Annotated in this window: 20 protein-coding genes and 1 tRNA gene; 16 read left to right on the top strand and 5 right to left on the bottom strand. The window is 47.1% G+C overall.

Translation table 11 applies throughout. From position 1 onward, the window contains the following. The first annotated feature begins 943 nt into the window (after positions 1–943). On the top strand, positions 944–3,787 hold the full coding sequence (locus NDI34_RS22580) for a diguanylate cyclase (protein ID WP_348233897.1): 2,844 nt from the start codon (positions 944–946) through the stop codon (positions 3,785–3,787). A gap of 70 nt (positions 3,788–3,857) precedes the next feature. On the opposite strand, the gene NDI34_RS22575 is transcribed toward NDI34_RS22580, so the two are convergent. Further along, positions 3,858–6,629, bottom strand: coding sequence for an EAL domain-containing protein (locus NDI34_RS22575; protein ID WP_348233896.1), 2,772 nt, complete (start codon positions 6,627–6,629; stop codon positions 3,858–3,860). A gap of 207 nt (positions 6,630–6,836) precedes the next feature. Between NDI34_RS22575 and NDI34_RS22570 the strand changes: the two genes are divergently transcribed. The 5 genes from NDI34_RS22570 (at position 6,837) to NDI34_RS22550 (ending at position 11,870) form a co-directional block, all read left to right on the top strand. Beyond that, on the top strand, positions 6,837–8,159 hold the full coding sequence (locus NDI34_RS22570) for an FAD-binding oxidoreductase (RefSeq protein WP_348233895.1): 1,323 nt from the start codon (positions 6,837–6,839) through the stop codon (positions 8,157–8,159). Positions 8,160–8,218: 59 nt separating this feature from the next. Beyond that, on the top strand, positions 8,219–9,580 hold the full coding sequence (locus NDI34_RS22565) for a heterodisulfide reductase-related iron-sulfur binding cluster (protein ID WP_348233894.1): 1,362 nt from the start codon (positions 8,219–8,221) through the stop codon (positions 9,578–9,580). A gap of 31 nt (positions 9,581–9,611) precedes the next feature. Then, positions 9,612–10,181, top strand: a complete 570-nt coding sequence (locus NDI34_RS22560; protein ID WP_348233893.1) for a Uma2 family endonuclease — start codon at positions 9,612–9,614, stop codon at positions 10,179–10,181. 364 nt (positions 10,182–10,545) lie between these two features. Next, positions 10,546–10,950, top strand: coding sequence for a photosystem II reaction center protein Psb28 (gene psb28, locus NDI34_RS22555; protein ID WP_190415533.1), 405 nt, complete (start codon positions 10,546–10,548; stop codon positions 10,948–10,950). After that, positions 10,947–11,870, top strand: a complete 924-nt coding sequence (locus tag NDI34_RS22550) for a TIGR01777 family oxidoreductase (protein ID WP_348233892.1) — start codon at positions 10,947–10,949, stop codon at positions 11,868–11,870. Before psb28 ends, NDI34_RS22550 begins: the two co-directional genes overlap by 4 nt. A gap of 98 nt (positions 11,871–11,968) precedes the next feature. Here the strand turns inward: NDI34_RS22550 and murA are convergent, their stop codons facing one another. Then, on the bottom strand, positions 11,969–13,378 hold the full coding sequence (gene murA / locus NDI34_RS22545) for a UDP-N-acetylglucosamine 1-carboxyvinyltransferase (RefSeq protein ID WP_190415530.1): 1,410 nt from the start codon (positions 13,376–13,378) through the stop codon (positions 11,969–11,971). Positions 13,379–13,582: 204 nt separating this feature from the next. Between murA and NDI34_RS22540 the strand changes: the two genes are divergently transcribed. Together NDI34_RS22540 and NDI34_RS22535 are read left to right on the top strand one after the other, a co-directional pair. Further along, positions 13,583–13,666 (top strand) — tRNA-Leu (locus NDI34_RS22540). Between the two features lie 202 nt (positions 13,667–13,868). Further along, positions 13,869–14,654, top strand: coding sequence for an RNA methyltransferase (locus tag NDI34_RS22535; protein ID WP_348233891.1), 786 nt, complete (start codon positions 13,869–13,871; stop codon positions 14,652–14,654). A gap of 74 nt (positions 14,655–14,728) precedes the next feature. On the opposite strand, the gene NDI34_RS22530 is transcribed toward NDI34_RS22535, so the two are convergent. Further along, positions 14,729–14,962 carry a hypothetical protein gene (locus NDI34_RS22530; RefSeq protein WP_190415527.1) on the bottom strand — a complete coding sequence of 78 codons (234 nt, stop codon included), beginning with the start codon at positions 14,960–14,962 and terminating at the stop codon, positions 14,729–14,731. A gap of 262 nt (positions 14,963–15,224) precedes the next feature. On the opposite strand from NDI34_RS22530, the gene lpdA reads away from it, so the two are divergent. The 6 genes from lpdA to NDI34_RS22500 all read left to right on the top strand — a co-directional run bounded on the left by lpdA (position 15,225) and on the right by NDI34_RS22500 (position 21,808). Next, positions 15,225–16,655: a dihydrolipoyl dehydrogenase gene (gene lpdA, locus NDI34_RS22525; RefSeq protein ID WP_348233890.1), complete on the top strand. Its 1,431-nt coding sequence runs from the start codon at positions 15,225–15,227 to the stop codon at positions 16,653–16,655. 122 nt (positions 16,656–16,777) lie between these two features. Continuing rightward, positions 16,778–17,659, top strand: coding sequence for an indole-3-glycerol phosphate synthase TrpC (gene trpC, locus NDI34_RS22520; protein ID WP_190441282.1), 882 nt, complete (start codon positions 16,778–16,780; stop codon positions 17,657–17,659). Between the two features lie 129 nt (positions 17,660–17,788). Beyond that, complete coding sequence (locus NDI34_RS22515) at positions 17,789–18,070, top strand: DUF5340 domain-containing protein (RefSeq protein WP_190415523.1); 282 nt, start codon at positions 17,789–17,791, stop codon at positions 18,068–18,070. 265 nt (positions 18,071–18,335) lie between these two features. Continuing rightward, on the top strand, positions 18,336–19,637 hold the full coding sequence (locus tag NDI34_RS22510; protein ID WP_348233889.1) for a hypothetical protein: 1,302 nt from the start codon (positions 18,336–18,338) through the stop codon (positions 19,635–19,637). A 209-nt stretch (positions 19,638–19,846) separates the two neighbouring features. Further along, on the top strand, positions 19,847–21,001 hold the full coding sequence (locus NDI34_RS22505; RefSeq protein WP_348233888.1) for an alanine--glyoxylate aminotransferase family protein: 1,155 nt from the start codon (positions 19,847–19,849) through the stop codon (positions 20,999–21,001). 270 nt (positions 21,002–21,271) lie between these two features. Next, positions 21,272–21,808: a hypothetical protein gene (locus tag NDI34_RS22500; RefSeq protein ID WP_190415517.1), complete on the top strand. Its 537-nt coding sequence runs from the start codon at positions 21,272–21,274 to the stop codon at positions 21,806–21,808. A 55-nt stretch (positions 21,809–21,863) separates the two neighbouring features. Here NDI34_RS22500 and NDI34_RS22495 read toward each other — a convergent pair whose 3' ends face one another. After that, the gene (locus tag NDI34_RS22495; RefSeq protein ID WP_348233887.1) at positions 21,864–23,711 is read right to left on the bottom strand and encodes a serine/threonine protein kinase; all 1,848 of its coding nucleotides are present in this window, start codon (positions 23,709–23,711) and stop codon (positions 21,864–21,866) included. A gap of 274 nt (positions 23,712–23,985) precedes the next feature. Between NDI34_RS22495 and NDI34_RS22490 the strand changes: the two genes are divergently transcribed. Continuing rightward, positions 23,986–25,011 (top strand): DUF389 domain-containing protein, encoded by a 1,026-nt coding sequence (locus tag NDI34_RS22490; RefSeq protein ID WP_348233886.1) that lies wholly within the window; start codon positions 23,986–23,988, stop codon positions 25,009–25,011. Between the two features lie 40 nt (positions 25,012–25,051). Then, positions 25,052–25,558 (top strand): hypothetical protein, encoded by a 507-nt coding sequence (locus tag NDI34_RS22485; protein ID WP_190674279.1) that lies wholly within the window; start codon positions 25,052–25,054, stop codon positions 25,556–25,558. 59 nt (positions 25,559–25,617) lie between these two features. On the opposite strand, the gene NDI34_RS22480 is transcribed toward NDI34_RS22485, so the two are convergent. Continuing rightward, positions 25,618–26,151, bottom strand: a complete 534-nt coding sequence (locus tag NDI34_RS22480) for a hypothetical protein (RefSeq protein ID WP_348233885.1) — start codon at positions 26,149–26,151, stop codon at positions 25,618–25,620. Positions 26,152–26,283: the final 132 nt, after the last annotated feature.

The raw sequence follows: 26,283 nt of genomic DNA, 5'->3' as shown, positions 1-26,283 counted from the left end.
TTGATGATGTCTACTTTCTTTATAAATTCTTTTGAGAATCCTTTGAGTTTCTCGGCTTAAATCTCTAATAAATCTCATAAGTCTCTTGTTTTCTTGACTTTTGTTTTAGCTTATTCTACTTTTTATTATGTGTAATTTATTTTACATAAGCACTTATAAGTTTTTATGGTTTACTTCGTGAAAGGTTATAGGCGTTTAGCATTAACGAGTATTTTGTTCCAATAAATACAAAGTTTTTTGAAAATTATGCTAAGGCGAAAAAATAAGGTCAAAAGGGAGATTTGATAAAATTTTTGATTGTTGAGGATAAAAGCCAGCGAATACTTTTCGACCTGTTTCAAGAAAGAAATATCTAAACTTAATTAAAGCAGTCCTCAAGGATTCGAGAAAGGCGAGATTCCTGAGTTTGAAGGAGAAGCTGGGGATTTGAACCGCTAGCATCTCACAACTCAAATAGGATTGTTCTAGATCGGTTGATTTTTTGTGCTGGCTGCTGGAATTAATTCTCTAAGAGACATGAGCCAAAGGGGTTCGTAGGCACGAACATAGCTAGCTTTTCAGTGATAGAGCGAAGATTTTTGACTAACTAGCGTTGGCAATGCGACGGATCGGGTTAACCTTTGAGGAAATACCATTCTGTTTTAAGGCACCCTTGGCAGCAGATTTCAGATTTTTTTTATAAGTTAATTGCTGTCTTGTCCGGGTTTGCCAGGAAAGTTGATAAAGCATGTTAATGCCTTCAGCCCTTTATTTGGTGAGAATTTTTAGCTAGCTGGTTTTTTTATTACAAAATACAATTGTTTCATTGCTTAAAAAGCTATCTGTAAAGCCATAGTCGTTTACTCAGATGCGATTCAATCGCCACATCTATGCTTACTGCCTACCACATTACCCAGCAAACGGTTCCGCTTCGTTCAATTAAAATTTAAAATAATTAATAAGAATGGTTAATTCTATTAAAGAAACTAATAATGTGTTCTCTATGCTCCACCCTTACGCTTTACCACTCCATCAAGCAATTGATCGCAACCCTCTGACGGTAACTCCTGACACGCTAGCCACAGAAGCGATCGCATTGATGAGTCGGGCGGAGGCTAGCTGTGTCATCGTGGTAGAAGAGCAGGTAACAGCGGAAAACCCAACACAACTAGCGAAACAAACCCCCATCGGGATTTTTACAGAACGGGATTTGGTTCGAGTCACGGCTCTAGGTAGAGACATTAGAGGTGTGGCGATCGCTGCACTAATGAACCAGCCGCTGATTACCCTGAACGAATCCCAAGTACAAGATATTCAAACCATCAGCCGACTATTTTACCACCATCAGATTCGCCATCTGTTGATTGTAGAGGATGAATCCGGTCAACTGGTAGGAATTATGACACCAACCAGTCTGATGCCAGTCGTTAGCGATCGCCATAACCCAAAACCGGAAAACTTGTTCGGCGATTCAAACTTAGAATTGTCTAAGCGGGAAACTCGTGACCGATTGCTGGCATCAGACTGCACCGACATGATTTCCACTCATACTCCGGAAGGTGTTTACCTCTACGTTTCACCTGTATGCAGTATTTTACTGGGATATAAGCCGGATGAACTTCTGGGACGCTCGGTGCTTGAATTTTGCCACCCGCAAGATTTAGTCCTGATAGAGGAATTTGCTCAGAATGACACGGTTGCTTTAAGAGAACATCCAACTCAACTAAATTTTCAAGAAATCAACACAATTAGCTACCGAATTCGTCATCGGCAAGGTTATTACATTTGGTTTAAAACTACGCTCCGAACTATCCGCCATCCGGATACGGGAGCAGTGCAAGAAATTATCGCTGTTTCGTGCGATATTAGCCAACGCCAGCAAGCAGAAGCTGAGTTAAGAGAAAGTCAAGAAAAATATAAAATTCTTTTTCAATGCTTCCCAATTGGCATTTCCATCACCGATAATAACGGCAATATTGTTGAAGCCAACCAAGCTTCAGAAAAAATTCTAAAGTTATCTATTGAAAACCATAAAAATAGAAGGTGCGACAGCAAAGAATGGCGAATCGTTCGATCGGATGGTAGCTCGATGCCACCGGAAGAATTTGCTAGCGTTCGGGCGTTAAAAGAAAATCAAGTGATTGAAAATCGAGAAATCGGGATTGTAAATGACCAGGATGAAATCACCTGGCTTAACGTCACTGCGATTCCCATTCCTCTCAAAGATTATGGCGTTGCGATTGCTTACATTGAGATTACAGAGCGTAAAACCGCCGAGGAAAAAGTTGAGAAATCGCTTTCTCTGCTGCGCGCTACGCTTGAATCAACTGCTGACGGCATCGTTGCAGTGAGCCTAGAAGGAGATATTGTCAGCTACAATCAGAAGTTTCTTCAGATGTGGGAGGTTCCCGAAGACCTAATCGGCTCGCCTCGCGCTAACGAACAAATCGTCTTTCTTAAAGATCAGTTGAAAGAGCCAGAAGCTTTTCTAAAGCTGGTTTGGGAACTTTCCAGGCAACCAGAAGCTAAGGCATACGACATTCTAGAATTAAAAAACGGGAAAATCTTTGAGCGCTACTCCACACCGTACCGACTCGGCGAACAAATCATTGGCAGGGTTTGGAGTTTTCTTGACATTACAGAACGGACGCGAACTGAGGAGGCATTACGCTCTTCTATTGAGCGAGAACGCTTGCTGGGAAGAATACAAGGGCGCATCCGCCAATCGTTGCATTTAAACGAAATCCTGAACACAGCGGTTGCAGAAGTGCGAAACTTTCTGCCAGCCGAACGAGTTGCTCTGTATCGGCTCGATGCTCGCGGTGCCTGCTTTGTCGTCGAATCTGTCGCACCCGGTTGTGAATCGATTCTGGATGTCTCGCTGTATGACCCCTGCTTTGAGACGGAATATATCCAAAAATTTCAAACCACCGGGTATGTGTCAGCGGTGGATGATATTTACCAAGCGGATCTGCCTGCGAGTTACGTGAAGTTACTCGCAGGGGCAGGAATTCGGGCAAATTTGATGGTGCCAATCTTGATTCGGGAACAGGGAGGCAACCGAGAAGCGAATAATGAATCGAATAGCAACAATCCCGCCCCACTCCGTCCCTCTTTATCCAATCCAGCCGCCAAAATTCATTTGTGGGGGATACTCTGCGTCCATCAATGCTCTGGATCTCGTCACTGGGAGCCTTATGAAATTAAGTTGTTGCAACAATTGTCCGTCGGGTTAGCGATCGCAATTCAGCAGTCTTCCCTCTTTAAACAGCTGGAGGAAGCCAACCGGGAGTTGCAGTGCATCGCTTCTCTGGATGGCTTAACTCAGGTGGCAAATCGGCGCAGGTTTGACGAATATCTTGCCCTAGAGTGGCGGCGGCTGGGACGAGAACAAGCGCCAATATCGCTGATTTTCTGCGATATTGACTGTTTTAAAATTTACAACGATACCTACGGTCATCAAGCTGGAGATAGCTGTTTGCGACAGGTTGCTGGTGCGATTCGGTTGATGCTAAAGCGCTCAACCGATTTAGTTGCCCGTTATGGAGGCGAGGAGTTTGCCTTAATTTTGCCCAACACTCCCTCTGCGGGTGCCAATTACATCGCCGAGTCGATCCGTTCAATGGTCAAAAGCTTAGAGATTGTCCACGTCCACTCCCCAGTTAGCCCCTACGTCACGCTGAGTCTGGGTGTCGCCAGCATAGTTCCCAGTTTAACGTCTTCACCGGCAGCGCTGATTGCAGCAGCCGATGAAGCGCTATATCAAGCGAAAAAAGAGGGACGCGATCGCGTCAAGGGATACTGCTAGACGCAGCTCTTCGCGTTAGAGTACACCAAAATCATTGAGAGCATCGTCCCGTCCTACAAACTGAGAATCTCTAACTTTGATTTTTTAACCTTTTAGATTTAAGGATCTCTGTTGCCGCTTCCGCCGGAACCGGGGGACTAAACAGATAACCCTGCAAACCATCACACTGAACTGAGTACAAAAAATCCAATTGTTCTACTGTTTCAACACCCTCAGCAATCACTTTTAAATTGAGTCCGTGACCCAGTGCCATGACTGCCTTAATAATCGCAGCATCATGAGTATTCGTCATGAGATCGCGAATAAATGAGCGGTCAATTTTTAGCGTATTGAGCGGAAAGTGTTTTAGATAGCTCAGTGAAGAATAACCCGTCCCAAAATCATCCATTGAAATGTGAATTTCCAGTTCCTGCAACTTCTGCAACACAGAAATTGTCCATTCCACATCTTGCATTGCAATGCTCTCAGTAATTTCGAGTTCCAGATAACGAGGTTCCAACTCAGTTTCAGCTAGAATTTGCTCAACAACTTTTACTAAAGTGGGTTGCTGAACTTGACGACCTGAAAGATTCACGGCAATCCGGATTGGCGGCACTCCAAGTGATTGCCAAAGACGATTTTGCCTGCAAGCTGTCCGCAAAACCCATTCTCCAATCGGAGAGATCAAACCCGTTTCTTCTGCCAGAGGAATAAATTGATAAGGAGGAATTAAGCCTAGTTCGGGAGATTGCCAGCGAATCAGCGCTTCCATGCCCACGATTTGACCTGTTTTTAAGTCTACCTGCGGCTGGTAGTGCAACAGAAATTCCTCACGTTCTAAGGCTTTGTAAAGTCGGTTTTCTAATTTCAGCCGTTCCAGTGCTTTTGCCCCTAGGGCTGGTGTATATAGCTGATAATTATTGCGCCCTTGTTGCTTGGCTCTGTACATCGCAGCATCGGCGTTTTTTAACAGCGTTTCTGCGTCTTCCCCATCATAAGGAGCTAAAGCAATCCCCAAACTCGCTTTGATGTGTAAAGAGGTATCGTGATAAGTCTCTACATCTTCAAAATGAAAAGGAACGTTCAGGGCACCCAGAATTCTTTTCGCAATCTTGGTAACATCTTCCAAACAAGTGATTGGGGAGAGCATAATGGTGAATTCATCCCCACCCCAACGAGCAACAATGTCGCTTTCTCGTAGGCAATCTGTGAGGCGTCGAGCCGCACATTGCAGCAGTAGATCGCCTACGGCATGACCAAGCGTGTCGTTAATCGTTTTGAAGCCATCCAGGTCGAGAAACACCACTGCCAGCATATCGCCGCAATTCAGATGAGTGCTTGCCAGCGCTAGAGAGAGCCGGTCATTGAATAACAGCCGGTTGGGCAAACCCGTTAAGAGGTCATGAGACGCCTGATGTCGGATTGTATCCTCTACACGCCTTTGCATTACTGCCATGTAGAGGTGGATTCCCACCGATTGAGCCAGCTTGAGTTCTTCTTGTGTCCACTCTTTAGCCTGTCCTTGGGTGATTTCTCGCCATGCTTCAAATGACTGGCGGGGGCGGACATTCCGTTCGTCGGGATTCTGACGACCTGCCCATAGGGTTTCTGTATTCATCTCATGCCGGAAGATGGTAAGACACCCCACGCATTGCTGATGATAACTGAGAGGCACAATCAGAATAGAGTGAATGGGCGTTGGCTCAAAAGCAGGGGCTGCATATTTTAGTTGTGGTTCTTGATATAAATCGGGGATGGTGTAGAGAAAATTTTGACTTTTAAAATTTGATATTTCCCTAGCTACTCCGTAGCTGTGATGCGAAGACTCAAGGGAATGATTTTGAGGATTAAATTCCGACTGCAAAAACCAAGAGTCAGAAGCGTGATTGATGAGATTCTGATGACTGAAATCTTGATTGTTATCTTTGGATTTGTTTTCAGAAGGACTGTCTGGGATACCGACGCTGTTCGGTTTCCCGGAGATAATTTGTTGCCAAAAAGGAGTTTCTTCAATCCAAGCTTGGAGTGGCTGCTCGCCAGTCGTATAAAGTTGAGCAGGCTGACCTGTTGTATCTGCTGTAATGTACAATCTGCCAGCAGCACCGTGTAAGGCGCTAACAGTTTCTTCTAAAACGGTCTGCCGAATTTCTGAAATTTTTAGCGGAGAGTGGAGTAGACTACTGATTTGGTTGATTGTTGATTCATGCTGAGCTTGTTCGCGTGCGGTTTGAAGAAGATTGGACTGCGCGATCGCAATCGACACCTGATCCACGAGCAGTTGAACAATTTGTAACTCTTGTTCGCTAAATTTGCGCCGGGATGCGTGGTGACACACCAACAACCCCCACAAGCTGTTTTGATGTAGGATTGGCACGGCGAGAGAAGCACTCACCCCCATCGTCGTCAGATATTCGACGTGGCAAGGATCGACTGGGGAATAGCGGATGTCTCTAGTTACTAAATTTTTGCCGGTTGATAGACAATCTAACTGTTCTTGAGTTTTCTGCCTAGAAATGACATCGACAATGACTCGCTGGCGGACTTTGACAAACAACTCACGAGCATTGGGTGGAATGTCCTCCGCTGGAAACCGCAGCCCCATCATAGAGGGTAAACAATCGCCATTTATAGATTCGGCAATTACTTCTCCACTGGCATCTGGGTGAAATCGGTAAATTTTGACCCGATCCATGTCTAAAAATGAGCGAATTTCCCGCGCTGTTGTCGCCAAAATCTCTTGTAGCTCTAAAGATTGGCGAATTCGGGTTGTAATTCGATTTAGCAAGCTTTCCCTATCGTAAGATCGGGTTGTCCCTGCCCTTCTTGCTTGCTGTAATGCCGGTATATTCTTTCGTCGAACCATTCAATTAAACCTGTCTAAAGAGAGAAATAGACCCCACAAATACCAGTATGAAGTGCTGCATCTATCTTGAGATATAAAGAAATAAATTTATAACTAAATAATTAAATGATGTTACGTCGAGAACTGAGTGTTACTTGCGTACCGTGCTTATGTTTTGCTAGTGTTCATGTCCACCTGAGTGCGATCGCACAGATGTTTTTTTAAGCAATGAATAGCGTAGCCCAAAAACTTGAAAGTCTCCTCCCCAGCTCTGGTATTGTGCCGTGGGAACAGATAGAAGGCACCCGAAAAGCACAAATCTCTCAAGCAATTGCACCAGGAACGACCCTTGATTGCATTGTTTCTCCCCGCACCGAGGAAGAACTCGCTCAGGTTATGGCTTATGCCTACCAGCATCGGTGGGGCATCTTACCCTGTGGCAGCGCTAGCAAACTAGGTTGGGGCGGATTAGTCGATGGGGTCAATTTGGTTGTCAGTACCGAACGTCTGAATCGCTTAATCGCTCATGCGGTTGGCGATTTAACCGTTACGGTCGAAGCAGGCATGAAATTTGCCGAACTGCAAAAGATTCTAGCGCAACAAGGTCAATTTTTCGCCCTCGATCCAGCCTATCCAAAAGACGCCACAGTTGGTGGTATTGTTGCGACTGCTGGGGGCGGTTCCTTGCGACAACGCTATGGTGGAGTGAGGGATATGCTACTGGGTTTTTCTTTTGTCCGCAGCGATGGTCAGATTGCCAAAGCTGGGGGTCGGGTGGTAAAAAATGTTGCCGGTTACGACATGATGAAGCTATTTACCGGCTCTTTTGGAACGTTAGGGATTATCACTCAAGTGACGTTTCGGGTTTATCCCCTGCCTGAGGCATCTGCAACCGTAGTGCTGACTGGCACAGCCGAAAAAATTGCCGCAGCCACCAAAACTTTGCTCGCTTCAGCCTTAAAGCCCACGGCTGTTGACCTGCTATCCACTCAAATTGTGGCTAGTTTAGGGTTAGGGGAGGGCATTGGTGCGATCGCTCGCTTTCAAAGTGTATCGCCGAGCGTGAAGGAACAGTGCGCTCGATGGTTGGAAGTGGGGCAACATCTCGGTTTACAGGGTGTCTTGTATTCAGATGCCGATGAGGCTGAGTTATGGCAGAAGTTACAAGAACAAATGTGGGCATCCCACACAGAGGCAGCGATCGCTTGCAAAATAGGAGTATTACCAACTGCTGCCGCGACCATTTTGGCTCATCTGCAAATCCACGTCCCATCGGTGATGTGTCTGATCCATGCTGGAAGTGGGTTGGGACTATTGAGGTGCAATGGTGACGTTGTTGAAACAACCGCGATCGCATTTTTACAACAGATGCGATCGCTCTGTGAATCTCACGGCGGGTTTCTGACAATTCTAGAAGCGCCGATTTTCTTGAAGCAGCAACTAGATGTCTGGGGTTATACCGGCAACGCCCTGGATTTAATGCAGAAAATCAAAACGCAATTTGATCCAGAAAATATTTTAAGTCCAAGTCGGTTTATCGGTGGAATGTGAACAAAGCGCTTTCATCGCAGAAAACACCGTCTAAAAAGTAGGGAAAATTACACTCATCCATGCAAACATCAGAAAATTCTTTAACAAATTTGGATGACTCAAACCCGATTAATATTAACGGATTTGATAACGATCATCCCCCCAATCCCAAGTTAATTGATAGCTGCGTTCACTGCGGTTTTTGTCTATCTACTTGTCCCAGCTATCGGGTGATTGGCAAAGAGATGGATTCTCCTAGAGGTAGAATTTATCTCATGGATGCTATCAATAAAGGTGAGATTTCTCTAAATACTGCAACAGTACAGCATTTTGACTCTTGTTTAGGATGTCTTGCCTGTGTCACAACCTGTCCTTCTGGCGTGCAGTATGACAAGTTAATTACTGCCATGCGTCCCCAAATTGAACGCAATTATTCGCGCAGTTTGCCAGACAAGTTGTATCGAAAACTAATTTTTTCCCTATTTCCTTATCCTAATCGGTTGCGGGTTTTGCTAGCGCCTCTGATGGTCTATCAGAAATTAGGCTTGCAGAAATTAGTTCGTTCGACTGGATTACTCCAACGCCTTTCTCCCCGCTTAGCAGCGATGGAATCAAATCTGCAAGAAATTACTCCCAGAACCTTTGTAGATACCCTACCGGAGGTGGTTTCGGCTGAGGGTGAGAAACGCTATCGAGTGGGCGTTATTTTGGGCTGCGTGCAACGTCTATTCTTCTCAAAGGTCAATGAAGCAACGGTACGGGTATTAACCGCCAATGGCTGTGAAGTCGTGATTCCAAAGGCTCAGGGGTGTTGTGCTGCATTGCCGCATCACCAAGGACAGGAAGAACAAGCAAAAGCGATCGCGCGCCAAATGATTGATAGTTTTGAAGGTACAAACGTTGATGCCATCATCATCAATGCTGCTGGTTGCGGTCATACTCTAAAAGAATACGGACACCTGCTACAAGATGACCCCGATTATCAAGAGAAAGCCGTAAAATTTGCTACTAAAGTGAAAGACGCTCAAGAGTTTCTATACGAAGCCGGAATCACGGCAAAACTTTCCCCAATTTCCGATCAACCATTTACTTTGGTTTATCAAGATGCCTGTCATTTATTGCACGGGCAAAAAATTAGCGTCCAACCGCGTCAATTATTGCGCCAAATTCCAGGCGTTCAACTTCGAGAACCGATGGATGCAGCGTTATGTTGTGGCAGTGCTGGGGTTTACAATATGCTGCAACCTGAAGTTGCTGGAGAATTGGGTAAGCAAAAAGTTGAAAATCTTCTGAATACGGGTGCTGAATTAATTGCTTCGGCAAATCCCGGTTGTACGATCCAAATTAGCAAGCATTTAGAACTGCAAGAGAAGACAATTCCCATCATGCATCCGGTAGAGTTGTTGGATTTGTCAATTCGGGGAGTGAAACTGCACGAGTAGGGTCATAGTAGAGGCAGGTATGCGATCGCTTATGGTACAAACACCTACTAAAACCTTGACTCTAGAGGAGTTTCTGAAGCTGCCAGAAACTAAGCCAGCCAGCGAATACATCAAGGGTCAAAGCATCCAAAAGCCAATGCCGCAAGGGAAGCACAGCAAGTTACAGGGAAAGCTAGTCACTGTTATTAATGAGGTGGTCGAGGCTAAGCGAATTGCCCTAGCTTTTCCGGAATTGCGGTGTACCTTCGGCGGACGGTCAATCGTGCCAGATGTGGCGGTGTTTGCTTGGGATAGAATCCCTCTTGATGAAAATGGGGATATTGCCAATGTATTTCAGGCTGCTCCAGATTGGACAATTGAAGTTCTCTCTCCAGAGCAAAGTCAAACCAAAGTAACCGGAAATATCCTGCACTGCCTCAAACACGGTAGCAAATTAGGCTGGCTACTCGATCCAGACGAACGCTCCGTGCTGGTTTATCCTCCCGGACAGCAACCGGAATTGTTGCAGGAAGCATTCGACGTGCTACCTGTTCCAGACTTGTTAACAGAACTGCGGCTAACGGTAGGGGATGTGTTTGGATGGTTAAGAATGGGAGGATGAACATGAAAGACGAAGATTGAGCAACGATAACGGTTTGCAGTTGAGTCCAATACAGACCCAACCTCCAGCCCCTTCCCTATAGAGTGAAGGAGAGCCATCTTCAAGGCTCCTTCGGGCTTCTAAGAGGAGTTTGGGGAGTCAACCCCTGTAATTAATAAATTTAAAGCTACTGGCTCAGAATCTGGTTAGGGAAAAGTTGAGTTAAAAATCTCCCTACCTTGGATGTTGGTTTTAGGACGCATTTACCGACAACTTGTCAAAAATATTTTAGGCGATCGCCTCTAAACTCTCTAGCTCACCGAGTCAGCGCTCGGAGGGCATTTGACTTTTGTATACTACTTTATGAGTTTCATTAATTTTGTGCATGACTTCTAATACACCCTTAATTCAATTTTTTGAAGGGATTCCTGAAGAAATCGGTAACGTCAGCTTACGGCGGAATCGCAGTTCTGGAGTCCGCACGGTATTGATGACATTTAACGAGCTGAAAGCCATAGAAAAATTCAACAGCTTTAAAAATAAGTTTTCTAATGGGCTGCGATTAACGGATGAAGAAGGTGAAATAAGCGTTGAGCCTTCTTCTGTAAAATTTGTTTTCAGCGGACCAGAAGGGGATGATTTTCAGCGGTTGGACTGCGAATTTGAAATTCAGCGAGAAGACCACTGGGAGAGATTTATGCGGTTTATGAATCGCTATGCTGAGGTCAATGGTATGGCTTACAGCGACACGAAAAAAACCCCCGATAGCGAGGCAACCAGAGAAGCATGAAAGTAGCCATTACAGGAGCAACTGGATTTGTCGGCTCTCGTCTGGTAGAACGACTACACGCTCAAGGAAATCAAATCTTGGTTTTCAGTCGTAACCCTGCGAAAGCGAAGCAAGTCTTTCCTGCCAACACCTATCCCAATCTCGAAATCATTGCATATACACCCACTGAATCAGGCTCCTGGCAACAGTCCATTGCTGGATGCGATGCTGTGGTAAATCTATTGGGAGAACCGATTGCGGAAAAACGCTGGACTCCAGAACAAAAGCAGACGATCCTAAATAGCCGAAAGCTAGGGACGCAAAAAATTGTAGAAGCAATTAATCAAGCGAATCCTAAGCCCGCTGTCTTAGTTAATTCTTCTGCAATTGGCTACTACGGCACCAGCGAGACGGCTGCCTTTGATGAAACTAGCTCAGCCGGTAATGATTTTCTCAGCACTGTCTGTAAAGAATGGGAAACAGAAGCCCAAAAAGTCAAAGACAGCGGCACGCGACTGGTAATTGTGCGAACTGGAATTGTCTTAGGAATGGGAGGAGCACTTGCTAAAATGCTTCCCCCCTTTAAAATGTTTGCTGGTGGCCCCATTGGTTCAGGGCGTCAGTGGTTCTCCTGGATTCACCGAGACGATTTAGTGAATCTAATTCTATTTGCACTCAGCCACCCAGAAATTGAAGGTGTTCTAAACGGTACAGCTCCGAATCCAGTCCGGATGAACGAATTGGCTCAAACTTTGGGAGAAGTTTTAAATCGACCCTCCTGGCTACCAGTTCCCAGCTTTGTTTTAGAAGGTCTCTTAGGAGATGGTGCCCAAGTCGTTTTGGAAGGGCAACAAGTTCTTCCAAAACGCACCTTGTCCCAAAGATTTGAATATCAGTATTCAACCCTAAAACCAGCGCTGACAGAAATTGTGAAGGAATAGACAATTCGGTAAAAGGTAATTGTTATGAGTGTTGAGTTATGAGTTTTGAATGAATACCTCATCACTCATCACTCTACCTATTACCGATTATTCTTCCTTCAACTTTCAACCTTTAAACCTTCAACCGGCAGGCTGTCACCTTCAACCTTCAAATTTTCAACTGGCAAACTATCATCATCCTGCACCCGCTGTAGTTTAGCTCCCAGCTGCCGTAGTTTATCCTCCAGCTTTTCGTAACCCCGATCTAGATGCTGCAATCCTCGAATGATTGTTTTTCCTTCTGCCGCCAGCGATGCCAAAACCAACGCCGCCGAAGCACGCAAATCAGTAGCTAGTACAGGTGCCCCCGATAACATTGGCACACCCCGCACAATTGCATGATTGCCTTTCACGCGAATATCTGCACCCATGCGATTCAACTCTGCCACATGACGCAATCGGTTTTCAAAAACCGTTTCGCTAATCACGCTGTCCCCTTCACTGAGGGTCAGCAATGCCATAAATTGTGCCTGCATATCCGTGGGGAATCCAGGATATGGCAATGTTTCAATATCTGTTGCCGTGTGTGTTTGTCCTCCAATAATCCGCAGGCAGTCGGGCGCTTCTTCGAGTACCGTCGCTCCAATTTCCCGCAGCTTGGCAATCACAGCCGTGAGATGGTCTGGAATAATTGGGGACAGACTTAGTTCTGAATGGGTAATTGCTCCTGCAACGAGCAATGTCCCCGCCTCAATCCGGTCGGGAATGATGCTGTAATCTACAGAATGTAAGCTGGGAACACCAGAAATCACAATTGTATTGGTACCTGCACCGCGAATCTTGGCTCCCATTGCAATGCAGAAATTAGCGAGATCCACGACTTCTGGTTCTTGGGCGGCGTTTTCTAGGATTGTTTCTCCCTCTGCTAGGGTTGCCGCCATCATCAGTGTCTCTGTCGCACCAACACTGGGATAGTCCAGATAAATTTTGGCTCCCTTTAATCTTCGATTGCTGCCAGTTACATGGGCATTGACCATCCCATGATCGATTTGGACATCTGCCCCCATGTCCCGCAAACCTCGAACGTGAAGATCGACGGGTCTGGCACCGATAGCACAACCGCCAGGTAGTGGCACTTTTGCTACACCCAGTCGCGCCAGCATCGGTCCAACGATAAAGAAACTAGCTCGTAGCTGAGAAACTAACTCGTAGGGCGCTTTTGATTGTCCAATGTGGCTAGCGTTGATGTCGAGAATGTCGCCATTCCATTCCAGCTTTAGGTCTAGGGACGACAGAATTTGACCCATGCGCTTGACATCGACAAGCGAGGGAACGTTACGGATTCGGCAATCTTCAGGACACAGCAAGGCTCCTGCCATGATCGCTAGTGCCGCGTTCTTTGCGCCGCTAATCTTGACGTGCCCTTGCAAGGAAGCTCTACCCCAAATGTGCAAAACGGACTTGTCTTCTTCGGGCAGAGAGTAAGTATCGGTCAGGCTGAGAGGGGGGTTAATAGGTCTGTCCTCCAAATTTCACGGAATAGGGTGGCTTTTTTTTAAATTTGGTTTTGATTCTACAGGAAAGATTTTAAATGTCTAGATTAGCAATCCCGCTTCATTGTCAGTCGATGAAGCATTGTACCTTGTATCGGTTCACTTTTCCGGATAAAAGGTATTGACAAATTCTAGGGTTTGTTGCAAGATAGTAAATCGGTGGTATAAATCCAGACGTCAGCGGAACTGGCGGAATTGGCAGACGCGCTAGATTCAGGTTCTAGTGTTCGCAAGGACTTCCGGGTTCAAGTCCCGGGTTCCGCATTTTTAGGACTGAGGTATCAGGACTGAGGACTGAGTAGAAAAAAGTGGCGATCGAGATAGGGTAGTCAGACGCTAATAAAGAATTTCGTCACTTAGTAACACTCAGAACTCAATCCTTTGCCAGATTGGGAAAAAGTTCTTTCTTGCCTTTTGACACTTTCTCAGTCCTACAGTCCTCAGTCCTCAGTCCTAATTCTTGTTGATGTTGACGAGTCTCCAGAATCCTCTGGTCAAGCAAATTCGCAAGTTACATCGCTCCAAGGAACGGCGGGAGCAGCAAATATTTTTGTTGGAAGGGACGCATTTGCTAGAGGAAGCTTGTGCGGTTGATTATCCGTTAGAAACGGTCTGTTGTACGCCTCAATGGCAGGAACGTCACCAGCAATTGTGGGAGCAAGCTTGTAATCGGTGCCAAAGGGCGGAAGTGGTAAGCGAGGAAGTTCTGAAAGCGATCGCTACCACGATTCAACCCGATGGTGTCATCGCTACGGCACCCCGGATGAGCCGCCAGGTGTCCCCATTGCCAGTTACGGGTTTGGGGCTAATTTTGGAAACCGTGCAAGATCCGGGCAACCTCGGCACGATGATTCGGACTGCCGCGGCTGCGGGTGCGGATTGGCTGTGCGTTAGTGAAGATAGTGTGGATCTGGACAATCCGAAGGTGCTGCGAGCCTCTGCTGGACAATGGTTTCGGCTACCGATGCGGATCAGTTCCGATTTGACCGCAGATATCTCTGAGTGTCGGGAACGAGGAATGCAAGTCGTGGCAACTGTGCCTAGTGCGACTTTAACCTACTGGGAGGTAGACTTACGCCGTCCCACGCTGATTTTGATGGGCAATGAAGGTGCTGGATTGTCTTCAGAGTTAGTTTCACTGGCACAGGTGCAAGTGACCATCCCCCTGAGTCCAGGAGTCGAGTCGCTAAACGTGGCTGTAGCAGCTGCTTTGATGTTGTACGAAGTAAAGCGTCAGAATGGCAAAAGCTAGGAAGTAGGCGCTAATCAGTAGTTATGGGTCAACAATGGTTAGGGTTTTTTTCGCTTTTCCCAATCAATCACTCGCTATCCATTCCCTGATGATTTAGTCTTCTTCTGCATATATTCCTCAATGTCAGCAGCGGCTTGTTCTAGCTCATCTGCTTCAGTCAATTCTTTTTGATGATTCCCGCTGTCCGACTCTGACTGGGATCGAGCCGTCTGATTGTCCGGCAATTCTAATAAATCCTGCAATTGCTCAAGCGATTCGCTAAACGCTTGATCGGCGGCGCGACGATGGTCTTGGTCACTCTGATTCATTACGCTGGTTCCACAAACACTGCTTTTGATGGCAGGGCACCCTAGTAATTGACAGCGATCGCTCAATTCGAGCGATCGCTGGATTTCTTTTAGTTTCTAAGATATAACACGCGGCTGAAGGGATGACTCATTCGTAATTTTTTTAGAGAAAATTGTAAGGAGAATAACTTGCACTCTTTCACTCCACAACCGATTGGGGACTTGCGCTCACCGTTGGTCAAGCTGAAAATGAGGAGGGCATCGTCGTCTAGGGGAGAGTAACGTGACTCAAGGATTTGATTACGATTTAGTGATTATTGGAGCCGGTGTCGGCGGACATGGCGCTGCCCTACACGCCGTTTCCTGCGGTCTCAAAACCGCCATTGTGGAAGCAGCCGATATGGGCGGCACCTGCGTGAATCGGGGCTGCATTCCTTCTAAAGCTTTGTTGGCAGCATCCGGTCGAGTGCGAGAGTTACGCAATGCCCACCATCTGAAATCGCTGGGGATTCAAGTTGCAGGCGTTGAGTTTGACCGACAAGCGATCGCAGATCATGCGAGCAACCTTGTCTCCAAGCTTCGCGGCGATTTGACAAACAGTTTGAAACGGCTGGACGTTGAAATTCTCCAAGGTCGGGGGAAAATTGCGGGTTCGCAAAAAGTCACCATCAGCACGGGATCGGGTGAAAAAACCGTTACGGCAAAAGACATTATCATTGCCTCTGGGTCAATTCCTTGGGTTCCACCAGGAATTGAAATTGATGGCAAAACTGTTTTTACCAGCGATGACGGCGTGAGATTGGAGTCGCTACCTTCCTGGATTGCGATTATTGGCAGCGGTTACATTGGTCTAGAATTTTCAGATGTTTACACCGCATTAGGCGCTGAAGTCACCATGATTGAAGCGTTACCCCAGCTGATGCCTGGGTTTGACCGGGACATTGCCACGATTGCCGAAAGAGTGCTGATTAAGCCGCGTGACATTGAAACGAAAGTAGGCACGTTGGCGAAGAGTGTTAAACCGGGTTCTCCCGTGGTCATTGAGCTAGCCGACGCCAAAACGAAAGAAGTTGTGGACGTGCTAGAAGTAGACGCTTGCTTGGTTGCTACAGGTCGCATTCCGGATACTAAGGACTTGGGGCTGGATGCTATCGGCGTTGAGACAAATAGAGGCTTTATCCCCGTCGATGACCGGATGGCAGTCTTGTCAAGTGGCGAACCCGTGCCTCACCTGTGGGCAATTGGAGATGCTACGGGCAAGATGCAGCTGGCTCATGCGGCGTCGGCTCAAGGCGTCGTGGCGGTAGAGAATATCTGCGGGCGTCACCGTTTGATCGATTATCACAGCATCCCTGCCGCCGCCTTTACTCACCCAGAAATTAGCTTTGTCGGCAAGACGGAACTGGCGGCGAAAGAAATGGGGAAAGAGGAGGGATTCGAAGTTGCAGTGGCGAAGAGTTATTTCAAAGGAAACTCGAAAGCGATCGCAGAAGGGGAAGCCGACGGGATGGCAAAAGTCATCTACCGCAAAGATACAGGCGAAGTGCTGGGCGTCCACATCATCGGAATGCATGCAGCGGATTTGATTCACGAAGCCGCAAACGCGATCGCTCAACGCAATTCTGTCCAGACTCTGGCATATTTTGTCCACGCACATCCTACCCTCTCAGAAGTATTGGATGAAGCTTACAAACGGGCTGTAGGTTCTCATTAGGGAGAAGAGTCATTCGTGATTTGTCATTCGTCGATTGCTGGTGACGAATGACGAATCACCGTTGACAAATGACCCCTACTAAGCCCCCATTCCCCATGAATAATTGTGCCAAACTAGGAAATATGCAAATTCGCCGCCGTCCCCCAAATCCATCGATTGCCATCAGCACTTTACGCTATCAGGTTGCCGTACCTGATGCCAAACCCCGCCACATTCTGGAGGAAATTGTCTGGCAAAAAGAAACGGAAGTTGACCAGATGCGAGAACGCCTGCCCTTAGTGGAGTTGCGGCGTCAAGTGCAGTCTGCACCTGCACCTCGTGATTTTATCGGTGCTTTGCGGCAAGGGAAGACAAAACCTGCCTTGATTGCAGAAGTCAAAAAGGCTTCTCCCAGTAAAGGTGTGATTCGGGAAGATTTCGACCCAGTGGCGATCGCGACTGCTTACCAGCAAGGAGGAGCCAGCTGTTTATCAGTCTTGACCGATCGAAAATTTTTTCAAGGGAGTTTTGAAAATCTGACGGCTGTTCGCGCTGCCCTAGACTTGCCCGTTTTATGTAAGGATTTTCTAATCTATCCTTACCAAATTTATCTCGCCCGACGCCACGGAGCCGATGCCGTTCTCTTGATTGCAGCAATTCTGAGCGATCAAGACCTCCAATACTTTGTCAAAATTACTAATGCTTTAGGGATGACACCGCTGATTGAGGTGCATACTCTGGACGAATTAGACCGAGTATTATCCTTAGAAGGCGTTACCCTAGTTGGTATAAATAATCGCAATCTGGAAGATTTTTCCGTAGACTTGCAAACAACCTGCCAGATTTTAGCGGCGCGAGGTAGCGAGTTGCGCGATCGGGCGATCGCTGTCGTTAGCGAATCGGGTCTGCACACGCCATCTGACCTTCGCTTAGTTGTGCAAGCGGGTGCTGATGCGGTGCTGATTGGTGAGTCCTTGGTGAAACAGTCCGACCCTGCTGTTGGCATCGCCAAGCTGTTTTCCTAGAATGAAAACCCTTTTGCAGGATAAAGGAGGGAGGAGGAAGGATGAAAGATTGAATAAAGAACTTTTTCATTCCCCCTTCCGCCTTCATCCTTGCCCAATATCTTGACCCCTATAGGTAAATTAGGTTTCATGGAGCCAATTCCTCTTCCCTCTCGTATCCACTACGAATTACTCCTGCAAGTGTTGGAACGCCACACCTCGTTCGCCGTTAGTCAAAAACCGGCAGTGCGGGAGCAAGTTCACCAGCTGATCGGTACTCTCCGCAAAGCAATGGCTCAACAGAAGCAACTCGAACAAACTTGCGAACGAGCAAATTTACCAATCGATTACCGTTGGTCTCTGAATAACATTGCCTTCGATCAACCACCTTCGCCAGATATTGTCACCGGACACCGAGAACCCAAGGTATAAAAGGTATTGAGATTAGAAAGGGTGTGGGGCGAAGCCAGAATTGTTAAATACCTGAATTCTGTGCCTAGATGCTGGCACTGATGCTTCGTCCTCAATACAGAAAAATCGCCGGAAAGCCCTAAAATTAGGGTCAATGCTTTCTACTTACTTAAGTGATAAACAGTGATAAACGCTCCGAGAACTGCTAACTGCTAACTCATCACTCGGAAATGCGAGATGGCTGTTGGATGCTCCAAGACCGTTATTGACTTCTGGGAGGTTCGGAGTGACTGAACCAGATTCAGCCGATCGTTTTTGGTTAAATTCAAAGGAAGCTTCAGCAGACGCAGAGGCAAAGGATGCTCTTGCCTCTGCACAGCCTCACCCCAGCGAATTATCCCCGCAACAAGATCCACAAAGACAATCTTGGGAACTGGAGCCTCCAGAACCGCTGGAATTGGCGCGATCGCCTTCGCAAGAACAGCAGTTAGCTCGCATTCATCAGTTAGAGCAGGCGTTGGAGGAATCCCAAGCTTGTGTGAGTGAGTTGAGGCTCCAACTGAGCGAGCAACATCTTTTAGAAACTCAGCTGGCATCGACAGAGGAAGCTGCGAATCTTCAACAGCGGGCGCTCGATCAATTCAAGCAACAGCTTTTCGAGCAGCAGCAAGCGCTAGAGAATCATCAATCGCAAGCGGTTCTCAAAGAGGAAACGGTTCAAGAATTGTTAGCGACGATTGAAACTTTAGCTGAGGCACAGCAAGGGGAATTAGGACGTTTGCGGAGGCAGCTGGCTCAGAGCCGGCAGACTATCCAAAACAGTCAAACGCTGCTGGAACAAGAGCTAGCGAACCGACAAACAGCCTTAGAAGGCCAGCAACAACGAGTGCAGGAGCTAGAATTTCAAATTCTGGAAGCTCGAACTGTAGTGAGGCGTTTGGAGGTGCAGGCGCTAGAGCAGGAGCAGCAAATGCAGGCGCTTTACCGTCGATGTAGCGATCGCGCTACAGTTATCAATCAGCTAGAAGATCAACTCCAAGAAGCCAACGAAACTTTGGAAGAACAGCAACAACTGTTGGCAAACCTTTCCGAGACTGAAGACTTGGTTGGTGAACAGGATGCAACCATTCAAGCTCTCCACGGACAGATTAAAGACCTAGAAAACCAGCTAGACAAGCAAGCTAAAATTCAGGCTCGATTACAACAAGCTTGCCACGACTTAGCAGAGTCGCGCGATCGCTATCAAGCCCAGACAACCGAATTAGAAACTCACACCGCGACCCTGCAAGAGCAAATTCTCATGCAAGCCCAGCAAGCAAATGAGTACGAAGCCGCCATCCAGTATTGGAAAGACCGTTGCAATGCTAGCCTTCGCAGCGCTCAAAAACTAAAGGATTTCTTGCAACGAGTGCTAGCAGATAGCCCTGAGGATCTGGAAGAACTGCTGATGGCAATAGAACCCCCAACTGTGGCTGAGATTCCTCAGCCAATCAACCGAACTCCTTTACCGTCCCCTCAACCCAACAAACATTTACAGGTAGACCTTCCCGCTTTTTTAAGAAAAATTCCACCGGAGAAATTAGAGTAAAGATTTGGCTTTTTGTCAATCTTTTAGTAGTTATTAACTCCTTACTTGTCAGTACTAGCTCGTAAAGAGACTGTAAACCGATTACCCACTACTGACTATCGATTACTCAATTACTCCGAAAAGCTAAAAAGCTGATTGCTAATTGGTGAATGGATTGGAAAAGATATGCGATTCTGGAGTATGCGCTCTTCAAGTTTAAGGACAGATCGATGGACGATAAGTTAATGTTGATGATTCCCGGCCCGACACCCGTGCCGGAACAGGTATTACTCGCCTTAGCCAAGCATCCATTTGGGCACCGCAGCAGTGAATTTAGCAAACTGATGGCTGAGGTGACGCAAAACCTGAAATGGTTGCACCAAACCGAGAATGACGTGCTGATGTTAACTGCCAGTGGCACGGGGGCGATGGAAGCTGGCATCATTAACTTCCTGAGTCCAGGCGATCGCGTTTTGGTTGGCTGTAATGGCAAATTTGGCGATCGCTGGGCGGAACTTAGCCAAGCTTTCGGTCTGAATGTTGATACGGTAAAAGCTGAGTGGGGTCAAGCCCTCGACCCAGAACAATTCCGGGAAAAACTCGAAGCCGATACAGATAAACAAATCAAAGCGGTCATTGTCACCCATAGCGAGACATCCACTGGCGTTCTCAACGACCTGGAAACGATCAATCGTCATGTTAAAGCCCACGGTGAAGCTTTAATGATCGTTGACGCTGTTACCAGCTTGGGAGCGGTGAATCTGCCGATTGATGAATGGGGCATTGATGTGGTGGGGTCTGGCTCCCAAAAAGGTTACATGATTCCCCCAGGACTCGCGTTTGTCTCTGTCAGCCCGAAAGCTTGGGAAGCTTACAAAACGGCTAAGTTGCCCCGCTACTACTTGGATTTGGGCAAGTACCGCAAAGATGCCACCAAAAACACCACTCCCTTTACCCCTCCGGTGAACTTATTTGTGGGGCTGCACGTTGCCCTGAAAATGATGAAAGCCGAGGGTTTGGAGTCGATTTTTGCCCGTCACCAACGGCTGATGACGGCGACCCGCGAGGCGATGAATGCGCTCTCGTTGCCGCTGTTTGCGCCTGAAGGTGCAGGCAGTCCGGCGATTACCGCTGTGGCACCGACTGGGGTGGATTCCGAGCAAATCCGTAGCGTGATGAAAAAGCGGTTCGACATTGTCCTGGCTGGCGGACAAGACCATCTCAAAGGAAAAATCTTCCGGATTGGTCACTTGGGTTTTGTGAGCGATCGCGATATTCTCGCTGCCGTTGCCGCTTTGGAAGCGACACTGCGAGAAGTCGGATACGAAGGCTTTACTCCCGGTGCCGGTGTTGCTGCTGCCGCTAGGATATTTAGCACCCACTAGAGCTGTCTTTTGGGGGTTTGGATTGCAGGCATTTTATATTGCAGTCTTATTTGAGTGGTGAGATGCCAGCGGTTTAGATCCCGGAATTCTTAGAGAAGTCCGGGATCTCGCCTTTAGTCCGATCTGATTTGTCAGTCAGCCCATCGCGATCGCGCTTTCTCTAACCCAAACGCTCGCATTCTGATTATTATTGGAGTCGGTGCCAATTCAGGGGATGGGGATTCGGTATCATTAGTAAAGATTGTTACCTTTTAACTTGGCGATCTCTCCATGCAAAAAACCAAGTTGATCAGTCAACTTCTTGTTGGCGGGCTGCTGTCCTTTGTCTTGGCGACTCTGGGCAATCAAGCTGTACAGGCACGGCGTACAGTCTCTCTACCAGAGACTAAATGTGTGAGTACTGGCCCTGGTCGTTGGCGTCCCTATAAGTCAGATGTTGCTGTCGGTAGAGCCGTCTACACCAGCCGTCTCAGTCTGGCTCCAGGCAACGCTTTTGTGTCGATGACCTGTAGAATCATGCCGGAGGGTTATGACACTTACTTCCAAACTCTGAATTTGGAATATGGAATGCGGGATAACGACAGCGGTAGTCCTCCCACCACGGTCAATATTTATTTAGATGGACAGCGTAAGCATTCTCGCACGATTGCTCCTGGGCAGAAAGATTCCATGTCATTTGATGTTACTAATGTCAATAATGTGGCGATAGAAACGATCTGTTCTAACAGGTCGCAATATTGCGGTCGCGTTTATTTCTTCCAAGTGGCGCTGGTGCCTTTCCCTCCACCTCCCGATGAGAGCAAGTAGGGAAATGTGCCCGATTTGAGCGGAAAGCGATCGCTTAGCACTTATCTGAGTGTCGTCACAAGGAAGGCTCAGTTGCCGGACTCTCCGTGGGGCTAGGGCTTTCACTCGGACTCTGAATCGGGCTAGGGCTTTCAGTGGGACTAGGACTCTCGCTGGGGCTTTCGCTGGGGCTGGGAGACGGTGTTTGTTCGTTCTGTTTTTGCTCGGCTTGTGCAGCTAATTGGCGTAACCGATCTTGCCAATACCGGATTTGGGGAAGTCCAGGGTCGTTTGCAGCGGCAATTACATCTTGCCACCGACCTTGCTCGAAAGCTCTTTGGGAATCCCGATATATCCCTTGTGCAACTGACCAGTTCAAAGACCACTCTTGCAGCGCTTCCCGCGCTTGTCCGTAAGCAGAACTGTTAGCGGGAATGGATCTAACGAGAGCGATCGCGCCGTCGAAATCTCCCGCTTGAAATTTTTCCGTCGCTTGGGAGATGATCTCCCGCCCCCGATCGACGGTAGGTTTCGGCGTTTCTGGAGAGGGTTTGGCAGTCGTTGTTGGAGTGGGCTTGGTAGGCGTTGAGGCCGATGAGCCACAATCGATATATTTTCTAAATACCCATCCCTTGAGCGGCGAACTAATCGGCACCCAACCATTTCGTGCAGTGCCGGTAACAGATAAAATCGTCCCTTGTTTGACGCTACCTACTACCGAAGCGTTAGGGCTAGAACGTACATTTAATGGCCCATCCGAAACTTTGCAAGTCTCTTGTACTTTGTCTACCACTTCATTCGGATTGCTCTTAGACCCTCCATTACTCTTGGGTTGGGATTGATAAAGAGCAATAGCCCCCCCTACCGCAAATACCAAAATAGCTACCCCGATCCCCATCGCTAGGGGAAATTTATTAGACGAGGGAGCAACAACAGGCGGATTGTACTCTTGACTAATTGGTTGTTGAGTAGGTTGTGGCGTGGGTTGGGGAGGAACGACCGGAAGGGTTTTCTGTTCAGACGGTGGAGTTGGCGGCGCTGGGGGAGAGGGCGCGTACTCAATGGGTGGATACCCAACCCCTACTCCTGGCTGTCTACTGCCATAGATTAGCTGTTGCAATTCCTGTAGTGCTTCCGTCGCTGACTGATAGCGGTCTTTGAAGTGGTAGCGGGTCATTTTTGTTAAAAAACCTGCTAACCCTGGACTGACCGCCACTAGATGCTGCCAGAGAATCTCGCCTGTCTGGGGATCTTCGTGCAATTGTAGCGGCATCAATCCCGTCAGTGCCTGGATGCCAATCATACCCAAAGCATAAATATCGCTATTGGGGCGGGGTCTGCCTTGCGCTTGTTCGGTTGGCATATAGCCGGGAGTGCCAATGGCAACGGTGGCACTGGCTTGTGCTTGATTGATGAGTGTTTGAGTTCGCAGTAGCTTGACTGCGCCAAAGTCAACTAAAACTAGCTTGCTATCTGAGTTGCGTCGGATTAAGTTGTCTGGTTTGATGTCGCGGTGGATGACGCCGTTGTAGTGGACAAATTCCAAAACGCTTAAGACTTGTTGCAGCATCTGGATGACTTGACCTTCTTCCCAACGATAACTGGGTGAGAGTTCGGCGCTGAGGGGATGCCCATCGATGAACTCTTGTACCAAGTAAAATTCTTGGTTTTCTTCAAAGTTGGCTAATAATCTAGGAATTTGGTCGTGATTTCCCAGTTGTTCTAGAGTTTCGGCTTCGCTAGTGAATAACCGTCTAGCCGTTTCCAAAAAATGAGGGTCGCTACTAGCAGGCTTGAGGTGCTTGACAACACAAGTTGGGGCACCAGGACGGCGGGTGTCTTTGGCGATGTAGGTTTTTCCGAATCCACCGGCCCCCAAGGCTTGGACAACTTGGTAACGCTGGTCTAATAAACGCCCGATCATGGTGCGACCTGCCGAAAAAAGAATGTACGCTCAATATTAATACCACTCGGATAAACCCAACGAATCCGCAGAGTTTGTCAAAGATTTCACTAATTTTTTCAGATTGGGGTGTGAAGCGTTCGGGAAGCTTGCCTGTAAACACCGATAATTCACTGCTGATTTCCACCCAGAGAAGTAGCTAAATTTTGCGGAGGGATTGCGATCATTGTGAATATTGAGCATCAAGCGGAGCTTTTATCAGGCTTCAGATAGAATTTTAGGGTATTATTTTCATTTGCTAAAAAATATTCATTGGAAGTGGTCGAAATATCGGCGATGGCGACGAAAGGCACAGCAGGAGTTAGGCGTGCAGCGAGAGGGGCTGTTGGAAGAATCTACGATGGATTTGAACTACATCGTGTTGATTATTGGTTCCTGCGCGATCGCTACTTTGGGATTGTTAACTAACAGTGCGGCTGTCATTATTGGTGCGATGATCGTTGCCCCGTTGATGTTCCCCATTCGCGGATTAGCCTTTGCCGCTTTAGAAGGCGACGTGATTCTGTTTCGCAAAGGGTTGGTTGCGGTCATCGTGGGGACGTGTCTGGCGATTGTTTTAGCGATGCTTCTGGGTTCCTTTGTCGGACTCCCAGAATTTGGCAGCGAAGTGCTGTCTCGCTCTAGACCGACTCTACTCGATTTGGGAATTGCTGTAGTCGCTGGAGGCATTAGTGGCTTTGCGAAAGTGCAGCCCAAAATTTCTGGGACTTTGGCGGGGACAGCGATCGCTGTGGCGCTGATGCCTCCGGTTTGTGTCATTGGTTTGGGGCTTGCCCAAGCGAATTGGTCGCTGAGTCTGGGTGCAGCGCTGCTGTACATGACGAACTTGCTGGGGATTACCCTTGCCTGTATGCTGACTTTTTTATTGTCCGGCTACACCCCTTTAGCGAAAGCGAGGAAAGCCCTAAGTTGGACGCTTGCCTTGACGGCGATTCTCTTGATTCCTTTAGGGATCAGTTTTGTAGAATTACTCCGGCAAGCCCGACTAGAAGCAAGTTTGAAGCAGGCGCTACTGAAGAATACGATTACTTTTCAGCGAGTAGAACTGGTTAAAACTGAGTCCAACTGGTTAACAAACCCCCCTAAAGTTTATCTTACTGTTCGCGCTGAGCAAGTTTTAACTCCTAAACAAGTGCGATTGTTGGAAGAATTTGTTGCCAAAAAGATGGGTCAACCTTTTACCTTGATTTTTCAAGTTAGTCAAGTCGAAACGGTACAGCGAGAAGCTCCAGCCTCGTCACCATCTTCACCTAAACCTTAAGTTTTTTCTATCACATTTTTTTCAATTTTATAAGATAAAAATGATGCCAAAGTTCACAAATATTACGAGTTGGGAGCAAGCTGAATTGCTCATGCAACCAGCTTTTATCCGAATCATCGACCAGATTCGCAAACAGCTAGACCAATCAAGCTGGAAGGGAACTTACCAAGATGTGTTGATTTGGCCTGAGGGGACGCCGGAGGAAACTAAAACCACTTTTACGTTATTAAGAGAACAGCTTGCATCTGCTTCTCCAGAGGAAGCTGCGGAGATAGAACAAGCATTGGTAGCAATGCCTAATCCCTATCCTGGTTATCTACTTTGTTTGAAGCATCAAGACCAGCAAGTTACTGTTGATTTGTGGGAACTTTGTTATCAAGTCTGTTTTCGCAATTACACGCAAGCGATCGCTCACCCAGAAAATCAGGAAATTGAGATTGATACTAGCTTAATTGAAGAGGACACTGGCGATGTAGACTGGAACCTCTTGGACGCTAAAGCGCGACAGCTAGTAGAGAAGGTGTTTGCGGACTTACCAGCTAGTTAAAAAGTCCGCAAGTTAAAAGGTGAGGAAAGGGGCGAAGAGCGCTACTCGCTCCTCTTGATTTAAGCGAGTAGTCTAGCAGAGGATTTGATTGTCTGCACTGGTTTCCAATTATCCAATGATGCTCGAATAGAGGTCAATTCACGCAGATATTCATTCATTTGGGCTTTCTGAGACTCAAGCCTTGCACGAATCTGATCAGTCTCTGCTCCTCGCATCTTCCGCTCCCTTAGCAAGCGGTCAAAATCAGTTTGAAACCTGTTGATGTAGTTATTGATTTGCTTTTCTGCACTTCTAAAATCTGCTTTCACTTGCTTTTCAATAACTCGTTGTAAAAGCTCTTGGTTTCTAGACACTTGCTGATCTATCTTTAGTTTAATTGCCTCTAATGTTTGGCGCAAATCAATTTCGTAAAATTCGCGCTTATCCTCATATTCAACATCGACTTGATAAACTTTATCAGATTTACAGCAACGGCTTTTAACTCTACTTTCTTTTTTAGTTCTTGTATATACCTCTTGCTGATGTTGAATCTCTGCATCGATTCCCATAAAATCAAAATCTGGGAACTGAATTGGATTAATGTTCAGTTCCACTTTCAAAGCTTCTCCAAGATACAGCAGATTGCAAGTTCATGAAGTACAGTAGCAGCAGTTTGTGAACCAGTTGCGTAGGTGTTTTGGATTGACTAAATCAAGTGCAGTAGCAAGCAAAGTATCAACCATTTT

It is taken from the genome of Trichocoleus sp. DQ-U1 (assembly GCF_039961925.1).
Lineage (GTDB): Bacteria > Cyanobacteriota > Cyanobacteriia > Cyanobacteriales > FACHB-T130 > FACHB-T130.
Note: the sequence above shows the minus strand (reverse complement) of the source record. Positions and strands in the feature narration are given on the sequence as shown.